Annotated in this window: 15 protein-coding genes, 2 tRNA genes and 1 pseudogene; 7 read left to right on the plus strand and 11 right to left on the minus strand. The window is 46.5% G+C overall.

The window, feature by feature from the left end; all coding sequences use genetic code 11:
- Nucleotides 1–11: 11 nt before the first annotated feature.
- From rimP to RS889_RS19805, 3 genes are all read right to left on the minus strand, one after another.
- A complete protein-coding gene (gene rimP, locus RS889_RS19790; protein WP_021014378.1) occupies nt 12–464 on the minus strand; it encodes a ribosome maturation factor RimP in 453 nt (150 codons plus the stop codon).
- Nucleotides 465–691: 227 nt separating this feature from the next.
- Nucleotides 692–768 (minus strand) — tRNA-Met (locus RS889_RS19795).
- 848 nt (nt 769–1,616) lie between these two features.
- A complete protein-coding gene (locus tag RS889_RS19805; protein ID WP_315708466.1) occupies nt 1,617–2,081 on the minus strand; it encodes an AzlC family ABC transporter permease in 465 nt (154 codons plus the stop codon).
- Between RS889_RS19805 and RS889_RS19810 the strand changes: the two genes are divergently transcribed.
- The 5 genes from RS889_RS19810 to RS889_RS19830 are packed head-to-tail and all read left to right on the plus strand — an operon-like array spanning nt 2,058 to nt 5,899.
- Nucleotides 2,058–2,450, plus strand: coding sequence for a hypothetical protein (locus tag RS889_RS19810; RefSeq protein WP_315711191.1), 393 nt, complete (start codon nt 2,058–2,060; stop codon nt 2,448–2,450). The two genes, RS889_RS19805 and RS889_RS19810, sit on opposite strands and share 24 nt — an antisense overlap.
- 12 nt (nt 2,451–2,462) lie before the next feature.
- On the plus strand, nt 2,463–2,768 hold the full coding sequence (locus tag RS889_RS19815; RefSeq protein ID WP_315708467.1) for an aldehyde dehydrogenase family protein: 306 nt from the start codon (nt 2,463–2,465) through the stop codon (nt 2,766–2,768).
- Complete coding sequence (locus RS889_RS19820; RefSeq protein ID WP_315708468.1) at nt 2,725–3,669, plus strand: aldehyde dehydrogenase family protein; 945 nt, start codon at nt 2,725–2,727, stop codon at nt 3,667–3,669. Before RS889_RS19815 ends, RS889_RS19820 begins: the two co-directional genes overlap by 44 nt.
- A gap of 49 nt (nt 3,670–3,718) precedes the next feature.
- Nucleotides 3,719–4,642 (plus strand): phytanoyl-CoA dioxygenase family protein, encoded by a 924-nt coding sequence (locus tag RS889_RS19825; protein ID WP_315708469.1) that lies wholly within the window; start codon nt 3,719–3,721, stop codon nt 4,640–4,642.
- A 24-nt stretch (nt 4,643–4,666) separates the two neighbouring features.
- On the plus strand, nt 4,667–5,899 hold the full coding sequence (locus RS889_RS19830; protein ID WP_315708470.1) for an MFS transporter: 1,233 nt from the start codon (nt 4,667–4,669) through the stop codon (nt 5,897–5,899).
- A gap of 235 nt (nt 5,900–6,134) precedes the next feature.
- On the opposite strand, the pseudogene vapC reads toward RS889_RS19830, so the two are convergent.
- From vapC to rlmE, 7 genes and pseudogenes are all read right to left on the minus strand, one after another.
- Nucleotides 6,135–6,537 (minus strand): annotated as a pseudogene (gene vapC / locus RS889_RS19835) (type II toxin-antitoxin system tRNA(fMet)-specific endonuclease VapC).
- A gap of 659 nt (nt 6,538–7,196) precedes the next feature.
- A tRNA-Leu gene (locus RS889_RS19840) sits at nt 7,197–7,283 on the minus strand.
- A gap of 77 nt (nt 7,284–7,360) precedes the next feature.
- Nucleotides 7,361–7,693: a preprotein translocase subunit SecG gene (gene secG / locus RS889_RS19845; RefSeq protein ID WP_315708471.1), complete on the minus strand. Its 333-nt coding sequence runs from the start codon at nt 7,691–7,693 to the stop codon at nt 7,361–7,363.
- Between the two features lie 326 nt (nt 7,694–8,019).
- Entirely contained in the window at nt 8,020–9,357 is a 1,338-nt protein-coding gene (gene glmM / locus RS889_RS19850) for a phosphoglucosamine mutase (protein ID WP_315708472.1), read from the minus strand.
- A gap of 9 nt (nt 9,358–9,366) precedes the next feature.
- Nucleotides 9,367–10,200, minus strand: coding sequence for a dihydropteroate synthase (folP, locus tag RS889_RS19855; RefSeq protein ID WP_315708473.1), 834 nt, complete (start codon nt 10,198–10,200; stop codon nt 9,367–9,369).
- Nucleotides 10,201–10,319: 119 nt separating this feature from the next.
- Nucleotides 10,320–12,257, minus strand: coding sequence for an ATP-dependent zinc metalloprotease FtsH (ftsH, locus tag RS889_RS19860; RefSeq protein ID WP_315711127.1), 1,938 nt, complete (start codon nt 12,255–12,257; stop codon nt 10,320–10,322).
- A 56-nt stretch (nt 12,258–12,313) separates the two neighbouring features.
- Nucleotides 12,314–12,943: a 23S rRNA (uridine(2552)-2'-O)-methyltransferase RlmE gene (gene rlmE, locus RS889_RS19865; protein WP_021014367.1), complete on the minus strand. Its 630-nt coding sequence runs from the start codon at nt 12,941–12,943 to the stop codon at nt 12,314–12,316.
- Nucleotides 12,944–13,086: 143 nt separating this feature from the next.
- Here rlmE and yhbY point away from each other — a divergent pair, with 143 nt between their 5' ends.
- Nucleotides 13,087–13,380, plus strand: a complete 294-nt coding sequence (gene yhbY, locus RS889_RS19870; RefSeq protein ID WP_021014366.1) for a ribosome assembly RNA-binding protein YhbY — start codon at nt 13,087–13,089, stop codon at nt 13,378–13,380.
- A gap of 123 nt (nt 13,381–13,503) precedes the next feature.
- Here yhbY and greA read toward each other — a convergent pair whose 3' ends face one another.
- Nucleotides 13,504–13,983: a transcription elongation factor GreA gene (gene greA / locus RS889_RS19875; RefSeq protein WP_021014365.1), complete on the minus strand. Its 480-nt coding sequence runs from the start codon at nt 13,981–13,983 to the stop codon at nt 13,504–13,506.
- Nucleotides 13,984–14,250: 267 nt separating this feature from the next.
- Here greA and dacB point away from each other — a divergent pair, with 267 nt between their 5' ends.
- Complete coding sequence (dacB, locus tag RS889_RS19880; protein ID WP_315708474.1) at nt 14,251–15,684, plus strand: serine-type D-Ala-D-Ala carboxypeptidase; 1,434 nt, start codon at nt 14,251–14,253, stop codon at nt 15,682–15,684.
- The last annotated feature ends 46 nt before the right edge of the window (nt 15,685–15,730 follow it).

Raw genomic sequence — 15,730 nt, forward strand, 5'->3', positions numbered from 1 at the left:
TCATCCAAACTTTAAAAGTGGGGTACCAGATTCGCTTTCTGGATGTTGCTCAGTGCGAACACTTCGTCTTTGCCTTCCACTGTTACAGAGATCATCTCACCTTCTACGGATTTAATTACTCCCTGCCACTTACGGCGATTCTGGACTGCCATACGCAGCACGACTATCACTTCTTCACCAATAAAATGTACATAATGATCAGCAGTGAATAAAGGGCGATCCAGCCCTGGAGACGACACTTCCAGGTTATAGGCGACGGATATGGGGTCTTCAACATCCAACACTGCACTGACCTGATGGCTAACATCAGCACAATCATCAACAGTGATCCCATCGTCACTATCAATATAGATACGCAGCGTCGATTGGCGACCCCGAATGAATTCAATACCCACCAGTTCATAACCTAATGCTTCAACAGGTGCTGAAATCATCTCTGTTAATTTTTGCTCTAATGTGGACAAGTCCACCCCCAAGACATAAAAAAAGGGCTTAATAGCCCAGTAATTCTGCTGTCAAATAACAAAAAACCCCGATATATCGAGGCTTTTAGTAACTGGACCCTATATACCGCCTATACAGCGCGGTGTAGTTTTCCGTTAAGGATTTTTTCAAAACTTACTGTGGAAGTGATACAAAGACACGCTAGAACAGTTTATTTGTGAAAAAAAACTTTATTGGGAAAATCAAGTGGTTGCGGGGGCCGGATTTGAACCGACGACCTTCGGGTTATGAGCCCGACGAGCTACCAAGCTGCTCCACCCCGCGTCCGAAAACGTGGCAAATAATACGCTGACAACCGCAAAAATGCAAGTTATCTCTAGGATTGGTACAAGGACGAGACTTGAAGATTTGGCCTATCGTATTGAAACACAAGGAGACCTGTCAAGACCTTATCGTAATGAATCCTCATCCATATACTTATCCCTGATTGTGTCCTTCGTTATCTACTATTAATAAAGTCAATAACAGCGGCGATAAATTACAACACAGGGTTTCTGATGCGGTGGGCATAATACCCACAACCTCACTCAATGTCTATGAAAGACAATAAGGAAAACAGGCAATCATCTCGCAGCCGACATTCACGGATAATGTTTGGGATAATATTGTTCATTGCCGCATTGATGGACAGTGACCGTCTGCATCTGCGGTGGAAACACGAGTGGGACCCATAGAGAAGGCTACCCGCCTGACCCAACGTGCAATTTCGAGGTGTAGACCTTCACCGCACAATCTTTCACCAGCCCACGATCTCACGCACCAATGCCCGATAAATAGACGCTGATTCATGCAGCAATCCAATTATCTACAACGCATAAACCAATATGTAGAACACCGGTAAGCTCGTCAAAACCGAGGCAACCATCTGGCGGACAAAAAAGCGATCACGACAGCTCAGATCGCTCCCCCAAAGATAAGGATTATCAGTAAATACCCTTACGACGTTGTTTTTCATAAGAATGATTGGGCTACAAATGCCGGTTAACCGGCATGGGGCGGAATACTGCAGAGCATCATGAAATATCTGCGGCATTCTCACGGGAACGTTTGGATCAAAAAAACATACCGATTGACGAAGACAATTACGGCCAGGGTTAACAATAGAGCCCAGCTCATTTCTGCTCCCTTGCGATGCGTGATACAAAGACTGAGATCATCATGCCGAAGTAACCCATGCTCACAATTGCGCCTTCTACGTCAAAATATGTGAGCAGCATGGAAAGTAGCAGTGAGGAAACGACACCGGAGAGCGCACTAAGATGCTTAATCATCGGCACAACAATGGTGATAAACATCGCAATAATTGAGAAATCGAGGTGATATCTATTCAGATTGGGAAGAATGGGTGTCGCCATCCCCATGAGGCTGAATGCAACCCATCCAACATAGAAGGTAATTACAGCACCCAGCAAATAGCTGACCGAGAGAACATGTATCCGATCTTCCTTACTACTCAACGCAAATAACTCGTCGGTCAGCAGAAATCCCATCGGCAATCGATACTTTACATGCAGCGTTGAAACGAACCGCCGAAGTGTAAGGCCATAAATAAAGTGCTGCGATGTGATAAAGAACACCGAAATCAAAAAACATTGGACAGAAACACCGCACTATTTGTAGACATGGTGAATGATAAGGCCAATCAGGTCGGTATTGATGTGCAGTTATTCCATCAATCTTCAATCTTTCACATATTGATTGGCGCGCAAAAAGCAGGGGTTGAGATTGCGCCCTCTGAAGATGCAATCTGGATGGCGCAAAAAAACGCGGCTATATACAGCGAGCTGAAAGCGATTCTTGCCCGCCAAAGTATTGATATGCACAAGTCCCATGGTTGGCTTAGTGCCTGCCATACGCATGACGTACTTGAAGATGCGGCAGGCAGGTTCCATACAGCGTTCACCATGTTATTAAACCAAAACAGTTCTACAGGTTTAGCGGACTAAGCGGAGGGAGCCATGATCGAGATCGTCAACTTCATCAACGGCAGGCATATTAGGGCAACGGGAGAAGGCAACCTGTTTTCGGTAAATCCGGCAACCGAAGAACGCATTGCCCACGTAAATATTTCATCACCAGTGGATGTTGATACCGCCGTGCAGGCAGCCAGAGCGGCATATACACAAGGGCCTTGGCCACGCATGGCGGTAGAGGAAAGGGCTGCTTACCTACATATGATCGCAGACGTACTGGAAGACAACCTGGTGTTATTTGCACAGCATGAATGTGAAGATACCGGTTTCTCTGTTGGGCCAAATCTTTGAGGAAGTCGGCCTACCAGAAGGCGTAGTCAATTTGGTACATGGCGCAGGGCAGCCAACTGGCCAGGCATTGATACAGCATCCCGGTATCGATCTGTTGTGTTTTATCGGCGGTACTCAGGTAGGTAAAGAGGTTTTAAGGTATTCGGCGAATACGGTGCGACGCTCGTTACTTGAATTGGGCGGAAAATCCCCGACTGTGGTACTGGCTGACGCAGATATTGATGCTGCATTGGACGGTGCATTGGTGTCTGCTTTCAGTAGCAACGGGCAGGTATGCACGGCGGGTTCGCGCATCATTGTCGAGCAACCCATTGCCGAGGCGTTTAGCCGCAGATTTATTGAACGAACCCAGCATATTCGCGTTGGTGATCCGTTTGATGAAACCAGCGAGATAGGCCCGATGATCAGTGCCATGCATCGGGAAAGGATGCTGGAAGCCATTGCGCAAGCCCAGCAAGCAGGAGCAAGCCGGAGAACCGGTGGGCATATACCGGCAGAACACCAGCAGGGTTTTTACATTGAGCCTACCGTATTCACGGGGATTCATCCTCAGAGCGATTTGGCCACACAAGAAATATTCGGTCCCATTATCGGAATTTTTACTGCGGACAATGAAGTTCACGCCCTTGCTTTGGCCAATGATACCCGATTTGGGTTAGCAGGATCGGTATGGAGTGCGGATCAATCCAAAGCATTGTCTTTTGCCCGACAAATGCAGGCGGGAAATGTTGGAATAAATACGCCATACATTCGGGATATTCGTTGCCCATTTGGCGGTTTTAAAGAGAGTGGCATTGGTGCCGTTGGGGGACGCTGGAGTCTGGACCAGTATACCCAAACGCAAACCCTGTGTTTGCCCCTCAACAAATATACTCTGCCTAAATATGGCGCACTGAAATAACGCCACCTGCCGACCAAAATTTATATCAATAATTACTGTGAGCGTGAACATGAATGAAACAATTAATAATCACTTCAGCCTAACCGATTATGACGTGTCACAATTCAAGAAGAATGGCTTTGTTGTTTTACGATCATTTCTGTCAACTTCACTGATTTCACATATTAAGAACTCCATCACTGAACACCTGCGGTTGTTGGATGAAAACCAAACTGGTTTCAAGCGCGTCGGATACGATATTTTTGAAAACGATTTAGTTATCAAGGCGCTGCTGGCCCATGACTGCTTCTCCGGCACATTGACCACGCTGGCTAATCGCAGCCTGTTCTATACCCAGGGGCTGGGTTTCCAGATAGAAAAAGAAAAGCACACGGGTTTTCCTTGGCACATTGGGACACAAAGCTTTGGTTATCAACATGGTGAGGATTTTGGCTGTTCGATGTGGGTGCCGTTAGTAAAAATTGATACCGATAATCAGGGAGGCGGTATGAGCTATGTGCCGGAACATATTATTTCGGGCAAGTTTATGTATATGGATATCGATCCGTCTATCGATCAAATGATACGTGAGCTTGCTGAGGTGGACAGAGATTCCCTTGAGTTGGGCAATTACATCGAGTTACGGCACAGTATTCTCAATTCACCCGCGCTCAGTACGTTACTAGAATATTACAAGCACACTGATTCGTTTAACCTCGGTGATGTATTGATTTTTAACAAAAATGTGATCCACGCCAGTGAACCGTTATTAGAAGGAGAGATCGCAACACGTACCGCTTTTGTGATGCGTTTTATCGACATCGATAGCCGCTACGATGAAACCCGTTCCCGCGGACTAGACTTCTCAATGATCTATTTTGGCCATCCCCCTTCCTCCGATTTTCACACTAAAGTCAGTGAGAACGATGGCGACCTGATCCGGGAAAGCAAGCTATTCAAGGATGGCAATAGCCGGATTTTGGCGAAGTCATAAGTAGAAATAGATGGAGGAGGAAACGTGGAAAAGGTGGAAAAGGTGGAAAAGGTGGAAAAGGTGGAAGAATACTCTATATGGAAAAACAGCCAGTTCCGCATTCTGTTCTCTGGGGCGCTGTTTTGTAATCTGGGCGGCAAGGTTTATGAACTGGCACTTCCGCTGTTGATCTATGACATTACTCGTTCATCAGAAATTATGGGCTGGGTGCGTGCCGTCGAGTTTCTGCCTTATATTCTGCTGGCGTCGGTAATTGGGGCGTGGATCGACCGGGTGGATCGCAGAGTGTGGTCGCAATGGATGGTTGCTGGGCAGGTTGTGTGTCTACTGACGGGATGGTTGGCCATTCAGTTTTTACCCAACCCGCTGTGGGTGCTGTTCCCTTGTGCCTTCTTTATGATGGCGTTCAATTTTGGTTATCTTAATGCCAGAATGGGCATGTTGAAGCACATACTCCCCTTATCGTTGCAAAGTGCCGCGACTTCCAGCATGAGTTCGCTAAACAGCCTGTTTCAGGCCATGGGGCCATTGCTATCAGGCGTGGTGATTTTATTCTCCTCTGTGCATATTATTTTTCTGTGGATCGCCTTGTTCCTGTTTATCGCTTGGTGTTACCTGATAAAAATGCCGTATGAGAGAGAGGTATTCAGGACCACCGGATCAATAGGAAAAGCAATTATTGAAGGGTGGAGAATCCTGCGGGCCAACCCTCCTCTTTATCATATGGCATTGGCAATTGCGGTGTTAAATACCAGCTCGGTAGTCTTTTCATTACAGTCAATCTATTACGCCAAAACCGTGTTGGCCATGAATGCCGTGGATATCGGTTATATGGCGTCTGCGGGCGGGATCGGTGGGATACTCGGATCGCTGTTGACGGTGCGTTTGCGCAACAAATTTGGTCTGGGAAAAGTGTTGATTACCACGACAATAACTCAGGCACTGGGCTATCTATTTATTTTGTTTTCTAACCATTCATTAGTACTAGTTTCTGCTTTCTTCTGGGTAAGTTTCTTCGAAGTCATTACGGCTATTCTCGTTTATACCTACCGGCAGGAAAGTATCAAAACCGAAAATCTGGGCAAGGTTATGGGGATCACTGGTACGCTGTTTAAAATGGGTTTGCCGTTTGGCCTCGCCATTTCTGGATACATTGTGTCGGGCTATGGCATTGGCACATTATTTACCGCCTGTGCTGTCGTTCAAATTTCCATGGGAATTTTATGCACGCTAAGCCCAATAGCGAAAGTGTCTTAGTCCTATAGAGATTAGAACTGACCACATATTGATTCTTGATTTAAAAGGATTTTCACCAGTTCGAAAATGTAGTTGCTCCCAAACATTTAGGGCTGGATTATTTACGGGTTAATCACAGAAGACAATAGACTATACCCTGTTTTCTATCGGTGACTTATTGAGTCAAGAATAATGTTTTTATCCCCTTTATATTTCGAATAAATACTGTCTCTCAGAAAGTCTCAACGCGTTCGACTTATTTATTTACCCAATTTTCTACTCGTAGTCCCGTCACTCGCTCAAACTCACAGACATTATTGGTTACCAGTATCAGTCCAGATGAGCGGGCATGGCTTGCCAGCAGGTATCATAGGAACCGATAGGCGTTCCTTTTCTTGTCAGTTCTGCGTGAATCTGACCGGTATGAACAGCGGTATCAAAGCCATATGTCAGCACTTCCATACGGGTGGCAAAACCTTCAATCACCGCCAGCTTCTTTTCAGGATTAATCGATTTTTCCGCACCGTAAATCAGTTCCATTAGCGTGACAGAACTGATGCCGAATTGGCCGTAATAGCGATAAAAAGCCTTTCTGACTTCCTGTGTTTATTTTTGATAGTGTAAATACAAATATTAGTATCAAGCAGATATTTGAGCATCGAAAGTCTTCCCTGATTTGTTCATTGGGTTGTCCTCGGTTACTCATAAAATCAGACGCTACGTCTGATCCTTCAAACTCGTTTCGATGCCGTCAGGTAGATAAAGCCACTATTTCAAATATTCCATGATCCAGTCCGCCGACTGTTGTCACAGATCAATCGGTACATCAGCACGGATCTTCCATGTATCCAGGCAGTGATGATTTGCCAGCAGCATAACCACTTGAACCATAAAACTGTAGGAATGACTATGTGTCTGACACCGTTCGTAGTTTAAGGCTTGGCGCGAACGACATAGCAATTACGCTAACGTTGCAATTTATCTGAACCAATTGCGACTTCTTGATGAATATTGCCAGGAGGCCTGTTGACGCCGTTTTCTATTATGAAAACGGAGGGTCACGTACCACCAATATCAGGCATTACAAGCATGGCCGGAGGCGAAAATGAGTGATGGTTGTAACGGCGCTACGTTTGAAGACTGCTGACCACCAGAAAAAGGCGGCAGTCAACATCCTGTCACTAATATCTCCTAGCGGGGCGGGACACGGTTATTTTCACCAATGCATTGAGTGCCCAGCACAACTTACAACCCTACAGTAAAACCACGGGGTTCAGATAAAAAAATAGACGCCTATTGGCGTCTATTGATTCTGTATTGGTACCGAGGACGGGACTTGAACCCGTAAGCCCAATCGGGCACTACCACCTCAAGGTAGCGTGTCTACCAATTCCACCACCTCGGCATCAAAATCTTACAACCCGATAACATATTCACTTGTCATCGATAAACTTCATCCGGCTCGCCTCAAGCTATCCGCGATTATTTAGGGATATCGCTAGTTGGTGCGGCAGGAGCCGTACTCTGCTCAACTTTGGCTGGAGCTGGCTGACTCAAGCTTTCCCACTCACTCCCTTTCTGGCTATGATTGGAGCTCATGTTACCTAAAAGCAAGCTGATAATGAAAAACAGCGTCGCCAATATAGCCGTCGTACGGGTCATGAAGTTACCAGAACCGCTCGAACCAAATAAAGTAGCGGAAGCACCTGCTCCGAACGACGCGCCCATATCAGCACCTTTACCTTGTTGCAGCATAATCAGCCCCACAAGGCTAATAGATACCAACAAGAAAATGACTAAAAGAGCTTCGTACATAATTGTACCTGTTACTGTTTCCCCACGAAGTGAGGATTGCTGAATTCTTGCGGTTAACCCGCCTGCTGTAGCCCGCAGTAGGATGTTGTTTCATCCCCTACAAAGCGGGTCTGAATACTAACCAAAGCATGCACCGTAAGCAAGGGTAATTTAGCGCTGCCTGGCCGATTGGGGAAAAAAACAGCGGACAACCAATCCCCACACCAAAGACCACATTATCCAATTGATTATTCAGTTTTAAATCAACAACGATATGCTTATGTCATCTCATCTGGGTAAGCGAGATAGTTGATCAATTATCAGCCAGGCAGGTGGCGTCATATATATTATCCGACGGCCTTTACAGCCTCGGCGATACGGTCAGCCAAAAGCGTAACCATCTCGCCATCCTCGCCTTCAACCATAACCCTAATCAACGGTTCAGTACCGGACTTACGTAGTAACACTCTCCCGCGCCCGGCCAGTTGATTTTCAGCATCCTGAGTAACTTGCTTAACTGATTCATCTTCCAATGGATTATGTTCACCAGTGAAACAGACGTTAACCAGAATCTGGGGAAACAGCGTCATGCCACTACATAAATCATGCAGACTCATATGATTACGAACTATAGCTGTCAGGACTTGCAACCCCGCAATCACACCATCTCCGGTAGTCGTTTTATCAAGCAGAATAACGTGGCCAGAATTTTCTGCACCAATCCGCCATCCTTTCTCCTGCATCAACTCCAGTACATATCTGTCGCCCACTTTAGCCCGCGCAAAAGGGATGCCTAACTGCTTAAGTGCCAGTTCCAACCCCATGTTACTCATCAGGGTACCGACAGCCCCTCCGCGGAGTTGCCCTTGACGCAAGCCTTCACGGGCAATAATGTACAGGATCTGGTCACCGTCAACTTTGTTGCCCAGATGGTCAACCATTATCAAACGATCACCATCACCATCAAAGGCAAGACCAACATCGGCTTTTTCAGCTAAAACCCGTGCCTGCAACTGGCTGACATCCGTAGCACCACAGTGTTCATTTATATTCATCCCATCAGGCTCGCAGCCAATGGTTATCACACTGGCACCCAGCTCACGCAGTACACTGGGAGCGATGTGATATGTCGCGCCATTGGCACAATCCACAACGATCTTCAGGCCATTAAGGTTCAATTCGCTCGGGAAGGTTCCTTTGCAGAACTCTATATAGCGGCCCGCCGCATCTACTATCCGGTTGGCTTTACCCAACTCGGAAGATTCAACACAGGTAATCGGCTTTTCCATTTCTGCTTCAATAGCCTCCTCGACTTCATCCGGCAATTTAATGCCATCGATCGAGAAGAATTTAATGCCATTATCGTAGTAAGGATTGTGGGAAGCCGATATAACAATACCGGCTTCCGCTCTAAAAGTACGTGTCAGGTAAGCCACCGCGGGTGTCGGCATCGGGCCGGTAAAGGAAGCGGAAAGTCCCGCTGCAGCCAATCCGGCCTCAAGCGCAGATTCAAGCATGTAACCGGAAATACGGGTATCTTTACCAATGATGATCTTTTTAGAACCATGGCGAGCCAGAACCTTCCCTGCTGCCCAGCCAAGTTTTAATACGAAGTCAGGCGTAATCGGTGTATCTCCAACTTTGCCCCGAATACCGTCAGTTCCAAAATATTTACGGCCGCTCATAAATTTTTTTTATTCCTTAGCTGAAAGTGTGGCTTCTACAATGCGCATGGCATCAACCGTTTCTTTTACATCATGAACGCGAATAATGTGAGCGCCCTGCATAGCAGCTATAACCGCGCAGGCAACGCTGCCATGCACTCGGTCAAGAGGCGGAACATTAAGTACCTGACCAATCATGGATTTTCTCGACATACCAACCAGCAATGGCAAACCAAAGCGATGCATCTCCTTCAGATGAGCAAGTATCTGATAATTATGCGCTAGACTTTTGCCAAATCCGAACCCCGGATCCAACAAAAGCCTGCCTTTCTGGAGATCGGCATTCACACAACGTGCAATATGATGCTCAAAAAAAGCAAAAACTTCATCCAACAGATTGTCATAATACGGGGCGTGTTGCATGGTTTCTGGTAATCCCTGCATATGCATCAGACATACTGGTAATCCGGTAGCTGAAGCGGCTTCCAAAGCGCCAGGCTCCTGTAATGACCTAATATCATTAATCAAATGAGCACCGGCCAATGCCGATGCAGTGATCACTTCTGGCTTTGACGTATCTACGGAAATCCAGGTATCAAAACGCTGGGATAGTGCCTCTACAACGGGGATTACTCGTGATAACTCTTCTTCCACACTTACTGCATTAGCTCCAGGTCTGGTTGACTCACCACCTACGTCGATCAATGTTGCTCCTGCCGCGATCATCTCCTGTGCATGGAACAGCGCGGCATCTAATGTGGCGTGCTTTCCTCCATCGGAGAAAGAATCCGGGGTAACATTTAAAATACCCATCACCTGTGGACAGGAGAGATCCAAAATCGCTCCTCTGGCAGTCAGCTTCATATTCATTCCTCAAAACCACGACCATTTTTATACTGCTGGAACCATTAAACTCCAGTAAAAAACCCCGGCAAGCCGGGGTTTACAAATCACAGAGATCAACAATACAGGTTGCTATACCATTATTTATCGTTTAGCTGTTCTGATACCGTATTACCCTGGTTGGGTGTAATTGGCTCATCGCCGCCTTGCGTTGGCATATTGGGAGCGCCGCCATTATCAGAATGACTATTCGATGCTGATTCCTCCCAATCCGCTGGAGGACGGACTTCTTTTCGTGCCATCAGATCGTCAATTTGCGGAGCATCAATGGTTTCATATTTCATCAATGCATCTTTCATTGAATGCAGGATATCCATATTTGCCATCAACAATTCACGGGCACGCTGATAATTACGCTCGATCAGTACCTTAACTTCCTGATCAATAATTCTGGCGGTTTCATCAGACATATGTTTCGTCTTGGCTACAGAACGACCCAGAAATACTTCTCCATCTTCTTCCGCGTACAACAAAGGACCCAGTTTTTCCGAAAACCCCCACTGAGTCACCATATTGCGGGCAATAGATGTAGCCACTTTAATATCGTTTGAAGCCCCTGTAGATACGTGCTCAGAACCGAAAATAATTTCCTCGGCTAAACGACCGCCATAAAGCGTAGAAATCTGGCTCTCCAGTTTTTGGCGACTGGCGCTGATAGCATCCCCCTCGGGCAGGAAGAACGTTACCCCTAATGCACGTCCACGCGGAATAATCGTCACTTTATGCACGGGATCATGTTCTGGAACCAGGCGACCAATAATGGCATGGCCCGCTTCATGATACGCAGTGGATTCTTTCTGTGCCTCAGTCATGACCATAGAACGTCGCTCCGCTCCCATCATGATCTTATCTTTAGACTTTTCAAACTCAGCCATAGAAACAACACGTTTGTTGCCACGGGCCGCAAATAAGGCAGCCTCGTTAACCAAGTTAGCCAAATCAGCCCCAGAGAAACCCGGTGTACCACGTGCGATCACTGAAGCATCAACATCCGGAGATAAAGGAACTCGGCGCATATGAACCTTCAAAATCTGCTCACGGCCACGTACATCCGGTAATCCCACCACCACCTGTCGGTCGAAACGACCTGGTCGTAACAACGCGGGATCCAGTACATCAGGACGGTTGGTTGCCGCGATAACAATGATACCTTCGTTACCTTCAAAACCATCCATTTCGACCAGCATCTGATTCAGTGTTTGTTCACGTTCATCATGCCCGCCGCCCAGACCTGCCCCACGCTGACGCCCTACAGCGTCAATTTCATCAATAAAAATGATACAAGGAGCAGCTTTCTTGGCTTGTTCGAACATGTCACGCACACGAGACGCACCGACGCCAACAAACATCTCTACAAAATCGGACCCGGAAATAGTAAAGAAAGGCACTTTCGCTTCACCGGCAATTGCTTTAGCCAGCAGCGTCTTACCCGTCCCGGGAGGACCTACCATCAGAATACCTTTCGGGATTTTACCGCCAAGCTTCTGAAAACGGCTAGGTTCACGCAGGTACTCTACCAGTTCACTGACTTCTTCTTTAGCTTCATCGCAACCAGCAACATCAGCAAATGTCGTCTTGATCTGATCTTCAGTCAGCATCCGCGCCTTGCTTTTACCAAAGGACATGGCACCTTTGCCACCCCCTCCCTGCATTTGACGCATGAAGAAAATCCAAACGCCAATCAGCAACAGCATCGGGAACCAGGAAATGAAGATAGAAGCCAGCAGGCTCGGTTCTTCAGGTGGCTCACCAACAACTTTCACATTCTTAGTCAGAAGGTTATCCAACAGCTTGGGATCGTTGACAGGGATATAAGTCGTATATTGCGTGCTGTCTTTTTTGACGACACTGATCTTACGTCCATTAATGTGTACTTCACGAACCTGATCCTGATTCACTTCAGTTAAAAAGGTTGAATAATCCACCCTACGGCCATTCGACTCGCTGGGCCCAAAGCTCTGGAATACCGACATCAGCACAACCGCGATGACTAACCAGAGGATCAGGTTTTTCGCCATGTCACTCAAGGGATTAACCTCATATTACAACTGTGTTAAAAAATAACGTTAGGGTACTACACTTTGCGCCCTGTCGCTACGATGTACACCTCACGGGACCGGGCACGCGAGGCATCTGGCTTACGAATCTTTACCGTTGTAAACAGGGAGCGAATTTCTCGCAGATATTCATCAAACCCTTCTCCCTGAAATACTTTCACCAGGAAACTTCCGCCTGGCGCTAATATATCCCGGCACATATCCAATGCTAATTCCACAAGATACATCGCTTTGGGTATATCCACTGCCGGTGTACCACTCATGTTCGGGGCCATGTCAGACATCACCACCTGAACCTTATCACTGCCGACTCTTTCCAAAAGAGCCTTCAGAACTAATTCATCACAAAAATCCCCTTGAAGAAAATCGACTCCGACAATAGGATCCATAGACAGAATATCACAAGCGATAATACGCCCTTTTTCGCCGATTTGGCTGACAACATACTGTGACCATCCGCCAGGCGCTGCCCCTAAATCCACAACAGTCATTCCCTGTCTGAATAGCTTATCGGTATGCTGTATTTCATCAAGTTTAAACCAAGCGCGCGAGCGGAGTCCTTTTTTCTGCGCCTGCAGCACATATTTATCGCTAAAGTGTTCCTGCAACCAGCGGCTGGAACTTGCAGAACGCTTTTTGTTAGCCATCAATTTTCCAACTATTATTAAAAAAGCGCGTTCGGTGAATAAAACGTCTCAATGACAACCAAATGACACAGTCCAATTGGTGATAATCATCAGATGGCGGTAGAATGGCCCGTTTTCAATCCCAACCTAAGTAAAAAAAGACAATGAATCTAAGTAATAAACAAAAACAGCACCTAAAAGGTCTGGCACATCCGTTAAAGCCAGTCGTAATGTTAGGCAATAATGGCCTTACTGAAGGTGTCCTGGCTGAGATCGAACAAGCTTTAGAACACCACGAACTGATCAAAGTAAAAATTGCTACGGAGGATCGTGAAACCAAAGGTTTGATCGTCGATGCCATCCTGAGAGAAACCCGCGCCAGTAATGTACAGGTTATTGGTCACACTTTAGTACTCTATCGTGCTGCAAAAGAACGCAGAATAGTGTTGCCACGATAACACTTTTAGGTTCAGGTCACCTTGTTTTCACAGCAAAGTGCCATGACCGTGGGTGCGAGAAAAGGCCGTAAACGGCCTTTTTCTTTACAAACTTTATCGATTTAACCATCAGATCTGCAAGAATTAAATATATTTAACATTCAGAATTTCAAATTCCACATCCCCACCGGGGGTACGGATTGTGACAATATCGTCCTTTTCCTTACCAATGAGGCCTCGAGCAATAGGAGAATTCACAGAAATGAGGTTTTGTCTAAAATCGGCCTCATCATCACCCACAATTCGATAGGTCTGTTCCTCCTCACTGTCCAGGTTCATTACGCTCACTGTTGCACCAAAAATCACACGGCCATTATTGGCAGCCATTTTAGTGATATCAATCACCTGTGCGTTGGAAAGCTTGGCTTCAATTTCCTGAATACGACCTTCACAGAAACCTTGCTGTTCACGTGCCGCATGATATTCAGCATTTTCCTTCAAATCACCGTGTGCACGAGCTTCCGCAATCGCTGAAATAATTTCAGGACGACGAACACTTTTCAAATATTCCAGTTCTTCGCGTAATTTTTCGGCACCACGCAACGTCATCGGAAATTGTTTCATATTGTCAATACCTCTAAAAAATCCGTACAAATCAAATAGCCATCATCCTGGCGCTATACAATCAACTGCGACGGAGTGTCTGTAGCCAGTGTTCCCTGACAATTAAGGCAAGCAAAAGCGCCCTAGCCCAGAACAAAACTTCCAGGTTAGACACCATGTTGCATTTTGATACGTATTTTACCCTAGAGTTCCACAAGGGTCATCGTTTACTTTAACCCTTATTGCGCCGTAGTATGACCACACGTTACCCTGTTCTTAGCTGAGATTATGCGTTTTTCATCGATTGTTGCTGGACTTACCTGTGCTTTTATTCTGCATGCCAACGCTGCTCCCATAGAGAATCATATACAATATTTGCCCAGTGGCGCCAATCTGGCGCTGATTGTGCAAAAAATCGGGGCATCGACACCAGTGATTGACTACCACAGTCAGCAGATGTCATTACCGGCCAGTACACAAAAAATCATTACCGCACTGGCGGCATTGCTTCAGTTAGGTCCCGATTATCGGTTTATTACCACGATGGAAAGTCACGGCGCAGTAACCAACGGTGTTCTAAGGGGTAATCTGATTATTCGTTTCAGTGGAGATCCTACGTTAACTCGCCAGGAAATACGCGATATGGTGCAAAATCTGAAAAAACGTGGAATCTACGGAATTTCTGGTGATGTGCTGATTGATACTTCCATTTTTGCCAGTCATGACAAAGCACCAGGTTGGCCCTGGAATGATATGACGCAATGCTTCAGTGCACCGCCTGGCGCTGCCATTGTTGATCGTAACTGCTTTTCTGTTTCGCTTTACAGTGCCCCCCGACCAGGTGACAACGCTTTTATTCGCGTAGCCTCATATTATCCGGTACACATGTTCAGTGAAGTCAGAACGCTGGCTAAAGGCTCTCCTGATGCGAAATATTGCGAACTGGATGTCGTGCCCGGTGAATTAAATCGTTTTACGCTGACCGGATGTCTGACACAGCGAGCGGAACCGCTGCCGCTGGCGTTTGCCATTCAGGATGGCGCAAGCTATGCAGGGGCCATTGTGAAAGATGAGTTGCTGCAGGCCGGCATTCGCATTAACGGTAACCTACATCGCCAAACTCAGCCGAACCCCGCGGGAACCATTCTGGCCCAAACACAATCAGAGCCCCTACATGAATTACTGACAACTATGCTCAAGAAGTCAGACAATATGATCGCGGATACTGTCTTTCGGACTATTGGTCATGAGCGTTTTAAAGTACCGGGCACTTGGCGAGCAGGGGCTGATGCAGTACGTCAAGTCCTGCTGCAAAAAGCCGGAATCGATTTAAATAACAGTATTATTGTGGATGGTTCCGGATTATCACGACATGACCTAATAGCACCGGTCACGATGATGCAGGTACTGCAATATATCGCTCAGCATGATAGCGAACTGAATTATATCAAGATGCTGCCACTGGCGGGATACGATGGCACATTACGCTATCGCGCTGGTTTACATGAGGCTGGAGTTGACGGAAAAGTTTCCGCGAAAACCGGGTCATTACAAGGCGTCTATAATCTGGCTGGGTTTATTACTACCGCCAGCGGACAACACATGGCTTTTGTGCAATACATTTCCGGTTATGCAGTTCCGCCGAAAGATCAGAAATCCCGACGCATTCCTCTCGTTCGTTTTGAAAGCCATCTGTATAAAGATATCTATCAAAACAACTAACCATTTATCTTACTTAAAAAATTCCCTTATCTACCTGCGCAGATAA

The sequence above is a fragment of the Brenneria uluponensis genome, from assembly GCF_032395385.1.
In the GTDB taxonomy this organism is placed as follows: domain Bacteria; phylum Pseudomonadota; class Gammaproteobacteria; order Enterobacterales; family Enterobacteriaceae; genus Prodigiosinella; species Prodigiosinella aquatilis.